General features: G+C 70.9%; 6 protein-coding genes. 5 read left to right on the forward strand and 1 reads right to left on the reverse strand.

What is annotated here, in order from left to right; genetic code table 11:
- The first annotated feature begins 2 nt into the window (after nucleotides 1–2).
- From CcI156_RS17935 to CcI156_RS25825, 3 genes are all read left to right on the forward strand, one after another.
- Nucleotides 3–383: an NAD(P) transhydrogenase subunit alpha gene (locus tag CcI156_RS17935; protein WP_076806993.1), complete on the forward strand. Its 381-nt coding sequence runs from the start codon at nucleotides 3–5 to the stop codon at nucleotides 381–383.
- Nucleotides 380–1,801, forward strand: coding sequence for an NAD(P)(+) transhydrogenase (Re/Si-specific) subunit beta (locus tag CcI156_RS17940; protein ID WP_076806995.1), 1,422 nt, complete (start codon nucleotides 380–382; stop codon nucleotides 1,799–1,801). The genes CcI156_RS17935 and CcI156_RS17940 overlap by 4 nt, the downstream gene beginning before the upstream one ends.
- 236 nt (nucleotides 1,802–2,037) lie before the next feature.
- Nucleotides 2,038–2,190, forward strand: a complete 153-nt coding sequence (locus CcI156_RS25825; RefSeq protein ID WP_157493469.1) for a hypothetical protein — start codon at nucleotides 2,038–2,040, stop codon at nucleotides 2,188–2,190.
- Between the two features lie 77 nt (nucleotides 2,191–2,267).
- Here CcI156_RS25825 and CcI156_RS17945 read toward each other — a convergent pair whose 3' ends face one another.
- The gene (locus CcI156_RS17945) at nucleotides 2,268–4,397 is read right to left on the reverse strand and encodes a catalase (RefSeq protein ID WP_076807011.1); all 2,130 of its coding nucleotides are present in this window, start codon (nucleotides 4,395–4,397) and stop codon (nucleotides 2,268–2,270) included.
- Nucleotides 4,398–4,575: 178 nt separating this feature from the next.
- On the opposite strand from CcI156_RS17945, the gene CcI156_RS17950 reads away from it, so the two are divergent.
- Together CcI156_RS17950 and CcI156_RS17955 are read left to right on the forward strand one after the other, a co-directional pair.
- A complete protein-coding gene (locus tag CcI156_RS17950) occupies nucleotides 4,576–6,687 on the forward strand; it encodes an acetate--CoA ligase family protein (RefSeq protein WP_023841475.1) in 2,112 nt (703 codons plus the stop codon).
- A gap of 124 nt (nucleotides 6,688–6,811) precedes the next feature.
- Entirely contained in the window at nucleotides 6,812–7,672 is an 861-nt protein-coding gene (locus CcI156_RS17955; protein ID WP_011437337.1) for a prephenate dehydratase, read from the forward strand.
- Nucleotides 7,673–7,777 lie beyond the last annotated feature (105 nt).

Raw genomic sequence — 7,777 nt, forward strand, 5'->3', positions numbered from 1 at the left:
ACATGACCGAGACGTTGGTCACCGACCTGACCGTCCTCGTCCTGAGCCTGCTGGTCGGGTTCGAGGTCATCAGCAAGGTGCCGTCCACCTTGCATACACCGTTGATGTCCGGCGCGAACGCGATCCACGGCATCGTCGTCGTCGGCGCGATGCTGGTCGCCGCGACAGCGCACACCCCACTGGGCTACGTCCTGGTGTTCTTCGCCGCCGCGTTCGCCGCGATGAACGTGGTGGGCGGCTACGTGGTGACGGACCGGATGCTGGAGATGTTCCACCGGCGCCCGGCCGCGGAGCGAAGCCGGCTCGCAGGGCAGAACCAGCCGGCAGGGCGGAACCAGCCGGYAGGGCAGAACCAGCCGGCAGTGGGGAGTGAGCGGTCATGAGCGGCTCGGACACGGCGATCCGCCTGCTGTTCCTGGCCGCGGCGAGCTGCTTCGTCCTCGGCCTGCACCTGATGAACTCGCCCGCGACCGCCCGCCGGGGCAACCAGCTGTCCGCGGCCGGGATGGTGGCGGCCGTCGGGACCGCCGTCGGGCTGCTGGCCCGGGACGGCGTCATCACCGCTACCGGCCTGATCGTCCTGATCGCCGGTGTGCTCCTGGGATCCGGCGCGGGCCTGTATGCGGCGCGGACCGTGCGGATGACCGCGATGCCGCAGCTGGTCAGCGTGTTCAACGCGGTCGGCGGCGGCGCGGCGGCGCTCGTCGCGTTCGCCGAGGTGGCGCGGTTGGGCGGCGCGGCCGGGCTGGCCGGGGCCTCCGGTCAGACCACCGTGACCRTCGGCCTCGACGTCGTCATCGGCGCGGTGACCTTCTCCGGCTCGCTGGTGGCCGCCGGCAAGCTGCAGGGCCTGATCAGTGGCGCGCCGGYGCTGTTCCGCGGCGCCCGACTACTGAACGCCGCGCTGGCCGCGGTCGCCGTGACCGGCGTGGCGGCGATCGTCGCTGGTCACGGTGGGACGATCGCGCTGTCGATCGTCGCGGCCGCCGCGCTGGGCTTAGGCGTGACGATGGTGCTGCCGATCGGCGGCGCGGACATGCCGGTGGTGATCTCGCTGCTGAACGCGTTCACYGGGACGGCCGTGGCGATGGCCGGTTTCGTGCTCGACAGCACCGTTCTCGTTATCGCGGGCGCGCTGGTGGGGGCGTCCGGCTCCATCCTCACCGTGCTGATGGCCGAGGCGATGAACCGGTCGATCCCGGCCATYATCGTCGGTGGTTTCGGCACCGCGGACTCGACCGGAAACGCCGGCGCGGCGGCCTCGGCCCCAGTGCGGTCGGTCGCGGCGGACGACGCGGCCCTGCAGCTGGCGTACGCGTCGAAGGTCATTATCGTGCCCGGCTACGGGCTTGCGGCGGCGCGGGCCCAGCATGAAGTAGTCGAGCTCGCCGACCTGCTCACGCAGCACGGGGTGGACGTCTGCTACGCGATCCACCCGGTCGCCGGCAGAATGCCGGGCCACATGAACGTGCTGCTGGCCGAGGCGCACGTCCCCTATCCGCAGATGAAGGAACTGGCCGAGGTCAACCCCGAGTTCGCGCAGGCCGATGTCGCCCTGGTCGTCGGCGCCAACGACGTGACCAACCCGGCGGCCCGCCGTCCCGGCAACGCGATCTCCGGTATGCCGATCCTCGACGTCGACCAGGCGAAGAGCGTCATCGTCATCAAACGCTCCATGGGCCACGGCTACGCCGGCATCGACAACGAGCTGTACACCGACCCGAAGACCGGAATGCTCTTCAACGACGCGAAAGYCGGCCTGAGCGCGCTCACCGCCGCCATGAAGACACTCGTGCACTGACCTCCCCGGCGGTCCGTCCTCCCCGGCGGTCCGATGATGCTGCTCGGCCTCTTGGCAGATGGTTCACCAGGCCGTTCCCTGAGCGATCCCGGCTGCACGCGGAGTGGGATGCGGATGTGGATACGGCCCTACGTCGTACCGGGATGGTGTGGTGCGGTGGGTGCGGGTGGGACACTCGTCGGGTGATCGGCGGGGCAGGGTGATCGGCGGGGGCACATCGCGCGCAGCCTTCGATCGTGCGCACCTTTCTCACCGAACGCTTTACCGACCCGTATCTCACCCGGTCCGAAACCGGCTACCAGGAACTACTCGCCACGGTCTCGGCACACCAGGTCCACGCCGCTCGCCGCCGGTACGACACCGGCGGCGAGCGGCGTGATCACGCGTGAACCCGGCCTCCCCGAGGACCTGACAGGCCTTGACCGTCAGTCACGATCTGGCGCATCGGCACCATCGGCACCCGGCCCTACGCGGCGACGGCCTCCAGCGCGCGGTCGAAGTGCCGATGGGCGGCCACGGCCGTGGCGAACGCGGAACCGAAGTCGCCGAGCACGGACGGCCCCGCAAGGTCGCGGACCGTCACGACACCCCGGTCGGACACCACCGCGTCACCCTGGTCGGCGACCCGCGCGCCCGGCAAGGATGCGATCTCGAGCAGCGACACCCCCGCGCCGACCGCGCCGATCGGCTTCGCGTGCTTGTACGCCTCGCCGACGTAGTGCACGGCCTCGCCGTTGTGTGTCAGTGCGGTGACACCGCGCTCGCCCGGGGCGACGAACACCGCGTCGTAGAGGACCGAGGACATGGTCACCAGCGTTCGGTCCACCGGCAACGCGTCGCCGGACACCGTGGCGAGCATGCCTCCGTGCGGCGCGAGAACCTCCAGGATCGCGCCCTGTTCGCGCAGCGCGGCGGTGGCCGAACGCAATGCCACCTCGTCCACGCCGTCCGCCGCGAGCACCGCGATCCTGCGGGTGGCCACCCCGCTGGGCTRGTCGGCCTGACTCAGCGCGGGTGAGGATCGTCCGTGGTTCGGGGTGCTCTCCGGTGGCACCGGCAGTCCGAGGTTCTCGGCGACCCCGGCCGCGAGTTCGTGGTCCACCTGGGCGAGATGTCCCAGGACACGCTCCTTGATCTGGGTGTAGTCGACCTTGCCGAGCTCAAAGCTGAACGCGTCGACGATGTGCCGCCGCTCCMAGGAGGACATGCTGTTCCAGAACAGGGTGGCCTGGCTGTAGAAGTCCTTGAAGCTCTCGCTCCGCTTACGGATCGTGTTCCCGTCGACCCGCTCGGCGTAGTGCACGTACCCGCCGTGCRCCGGATCGGAGAGCACCGGGYAACCGCCGCTGATCGAGTTCGGGAAGTACGACGTCTGGCTCTGCTGGATGCGATGCTGCCCGTAACCGTCGCGGGAGTTGTTGTGCACCGCCGCGACCGGCCGGTTGACCGGCAGCTGGGCGAAGTTCGGGCCGCCGAGCCGGATCAGCTGGGTGTCCAGGTAGGAGAACAGCCGGGCCTGCAGCAGCGGGTCGTTCGTGAAGTCGATGCCGGGGACGACGTTCTGTACGCAGAACGCCACCTGCTCGGTCTCGGCGAAGAAATTGCCGGGGTTGCGGTTGAGCACCAGCCGTCCCACCGGCCGCACCGRCACCCGCTCCTCAGGGATGATCTTCGTCGCGTCGAGAAGATCGAAGTCGAACGCGTGCTCGTCGGATTCCGGCACGAGCTGCACGCCGAGTTCCCACTCCGGGAACGTACCGTTCTCGATCGACTCCCACAGGTCCCGCCGGTTGAAGTCGGGGTCCTTGCCCGCGATCTTCTGTGTCTCGTCCCAGACCAGGGAGTGCGTGCCGAGCTTCGGCCGCCAGTGGAACTTGACGAAGGTCCCCTGCCCGGCGRCATCGACGAACCGGAAGGTGTGCACGCCGAAGCCCTGCATCATCCGGTAGCTGCGCGGCAGCGCCCGGTCCGACATCAGCCACATCATCATGTGCATCGACTCGGGGACGAGACTGACGAAGTCCCACAGGGTGTTGTGCGCGGAKGATGCCTGCGGGATCTCGTTGTGCGGCTCCGGCTTCACCGCATGGACRAAGTCGGGGAACTTGATGCCGTCCTGAATGAAGAACACCGGCATGTTGTTACCGACGAGATCGAAGTTACCCTCCTCGGTATAAAATTTTACGGCAAATCCGCGTACGTCCCGGACCGTGTCCGCGGAACCGCGGGAACCGCCGACGGTCGAGAACCGTACGAACACCGGGGTACGCCGGCCGTCCTCGCCCAGGAAGTGCGCCCGGGTCACGTCGGCGAGCGACTCGTACGCCTCGAAGTACCCGTAGGCACCGGCACCACGGGCGTGGACGACCCGCTCGGGGATGCGCTCGTGATCGAACCGAGTGAGCTTCTCTCGGAAGTGGAAGTCCTCCAGCAGCGTCGGACCGCGTTCCCCCGCCGCGAGCGAGTCGTCGGTGTGTTCGACACCGATCCCCTGGTCGGTGGTCATGCGGGCGCCGTCGTCGCCGACTCGGACGGCGTCGAGTTGCTGCTGCTTCGCGTCGTCCCGGGGGAGGCGCGACGTCCCGGGATCGGTCATGATGGTCACCTCGCTGACTACCTGATGCTGTCCGGGCGTACCCGGACCTACCCGCGACGACACGAGTAAACCTCGCTTCCGGACGGCGTCGCGCCGGCGTCGCGGTCTTCCCCGCCGCCAGCGGGAACCAGCGAGGAACCAGCGACGAACCAGCGACGAACCAGCGAGGAGACATCCGTTGCGGGAGAACCTGGCGGAGTCGCGCAGCATCGCCCGGCTACTCCACCCGCGCACGGTCGCCGTGGTGGGGGCGAGCCGCGAGCCGGGCTCGATCGGTCACGAGATCTTCCGTCGGCTGCTCGCCAGCGAGTTCACCGGCTCTGTCTATCCGGTCAACGCCGCGGCAACCCATGTGGCGTCCGTCTACGCCTACCGAGACCTGCGCGACGTCCCAGTCGAGATCGACCTCGTGGTCGTCGCGGTGCCGGCGCCACGGGTCGCCGAGGTCATGCGGGCCTGCGCGGAGAAGGGGGTACGCGGCGTCATCGTGGTCGCGGCCGGCTTCGCCGACGGGGGTGACGAGGGACGGGCCCGGCTMGCGGACGTTATCCGGATCGCCCGTGACGGCGGCATGCGACTGATCGGGCCGAACGCGATGGGCGTCATCAACACCGTCCCGACGGTCCGGCTGCACGCCACCTTCGCGGTCGGCGACCCCCCGCCCGGCCGGGTCGGCCTGTTCACCCAGTCCGGGGCGCTCGCGGGCACGTTCCTCACCGACGCCTCCCGGCGCGCGCTGGGCATCTCCACGTTCGTCTCGATCGGGGACCGCTCGGACGTCTCCTGCAACGACCTGCTGCGGTACTGGCGCTCCGATCCACGAACCGGCGTGGTCATGCTGCATCTGCAGAGCCTGGGCAACCCACGCCGGTTCGCCCGGATCGCCCGCGAGCTCAGCCGGCACAAGCCGGTCGTGGCGCTCAAGAGCGGGCGGGAGGCCGCCCACAGCGACATCGGCGCCCTGTTCAGCAGCGCCGGGGTGATCCGCGTCGACACGTTGAGCCAGCTGTTCGACACGACCCAGCTGCTGGCCTGCCAACCGCTGCCGGCCGGCCGGCGGGTCGGCATCGTCGGGACCTCCAGCGCGCTCGCGGCGCTCGCCGCCGACGCCTGCCGTACCTACGGGCTCGACGTGCCGGCGCTGTCCGCCTCGACCTGCGCCGGCCTCGCCACGCTGGTCGGCCATCGGTACGCCACGAACCCCGTCGATCTCGGGCCGCTGGCCGATCCGGACCGGTTCGACGCCGCGCTGCGCGCGGTCGCGACCTCCGGGGACGTCGACGCGATCATCACCCTGGTCACCCCGCACGCGCAGGTCGACCGGCTGGCGAGCTCGGTGCGCGCGGTGGCCGTCGAGAGCGGCCTGCCGCTGCTCGCCTCCTTTCTCGGGCAGGATGGGATCCCCGCCCAACTGGCTGTCCGGGACGGCTCGGGTACCCCGGGCCCGGGGTCGGTGCCGTCCTACGCCTCGCCGGAGTCGGCCGCGCTCGCGCTGTCCCGCGCGGCCGACCATGCCGCCTGGCGGGCCCGGGACCAGGGCAGCGTCCCCGTGCTGGCCGGCATCGACCTGGACCGCGCCCGCGCCGAGGCCGAGCGCTACCCGAAGGACGGGGCGTGGCTGCCCGATGCCGCCGTCGCGACCCTGCTGGCCGGGGTCGGCCTGCGCGCCTGGCCGAGCCGGCGGGTCGGCGACCAGGCCGAGGCCCTCGCCGCGGCGGAGGCGTTCGGGTGGCCGGTGGCGCTGAAGATCGCCGACGAACGGTTCCGCAGCCGGCTCGACGTCGGCGCCGTCCAGCTCGGAGTCGACGATGCGGCCGGGCTCACGCAGGCCTGGCAGGCCATCCGCGCCGCCGTCGGGCCGGGCGACATGCTCGTGCAGCCGATGGCCCCGGCCGGGGTGTCGACCGTGGTGCGGCTGCGGCAGGATCCCATCGTCGGTCCGCTGCTCTCACTGCGCCTGGGCGGGGTCGTCGCGGACCTGCTCGTCGACCCGCTCTCCCGCACGCTGCCGCTGACCGACCGGGACGCGGCCGAGCTCATCCAGGAGATCCGCGGCAGTGTGCTGCTGCTCGGCGGCTCCGGGGCGCCCGCCGCCGACACCGACGCCCTGGCCGACCTGCTGCACCGCGTCGCCCGGCTCGGGGAGGAACTGCCGGCCATCGCCGAGATCCTGCTCGATCCGGTGCTTGTCGGCCGCCGCGGCGTCGTGCTGCTGCACGCCGGCATCCGCCTGCTCCCGCCCGAGACGGAGCCACGGACACTGCCGCGCGCGCTCGCCGCCGGCGGTTGAGCCCGCTCCTCGGGCGCGGGGGGACTCCTCGCCCGGGGACTGTACGGTCGAGGAGTCAACACCGGCACGGACCCAGCCGGCACGGACCCAGCCGGTACCCGATCCAGCGGATTCGAGGACATGGATGACCGCCCGACAGAGGATCGCGTTCCAGGGCGAGCGGGGAGCCAACTCCCACATCGCCTGCCGGGACGTCTATCCGGACTACGACGCGGTCCCTTACCAGACCTTCGACGAGTGCTTCTCCGCGCTGGAGGAGGGTGAGGTGGACCTGGCGATGATCCCGGTGGAGAACTCCACCGCGGGTCGGGTCGCCGACATCCACCATCTRCTCCCCCGCCCCGGGGTGCACATCATCGGCGAGTACTTCCTGCCGATCCGTCACCAGCTGCTCGGCCTGCCCGGGGTGACCCTCGACGAGGTGAAGACGGTGCACAGCCATCCCCAGGCGCTGGCCCAGTGCCGGGAGGCGCTGCGCACGCTGGGTCTGACGGCGGTCGCCCACGCCGACACCGCCGGGGCCGCCCGGGAGATCGCCGAGGCTGGCGATCCGGCCAGGGCCGCGATCGCCTCCCGGCTCGCCGCCGAGGCGTACGGGCTGCAGATCCTCCAGGCCGATCTCGAGGACGCGGAGCACAACACGACGCGGTTCCTCATTCTGTCCGGCGAGAACCTGCGCGCGGCCGCCGGTGTCGGCCCGATCGTCACGACGTTCTTCTTCAAGGTGCACAATCGGCCCGCCGCGCTCTACAAGGCCCTCGGCGGCTTTGCCACGAACGGGGTCAACATGACCCGCCTGGAAAGCTACATGGTGGGCGGGGGCTTCGTCGCCACCCAGTTCCTCGCCGACATCGAGGGCAGCCCGGAGGAGCCGGCCGTCGCCCGCGCCTTCGAGGAGCTGTCCTTCTACGCCGACCACCGCATCCTCGGCGTCTACCGGGCGAGCCGGTACCGGGAACGGATCAGCACCGGTTCCGGGGCCTGATCGGCCGCCGGTGGAACGCGCCCCGGCAGAAGCCCGGTAGGAAAGGACCAGCCGCTGCCCGGCTGGCCCCCGATGCCCGCCGGTCCAGATCTCACCGCGCCGCGG

It is taken from the genome of Frankia sp. CcI156, from assembly GCF_001983015.1.
In the GTDB taxonomy this organism is placed as follows: Bacteria; Actinomycetota; Actinomycetes; order Frankiales; family Frankiaceae; genus Frankia; species Frankia casuarinae.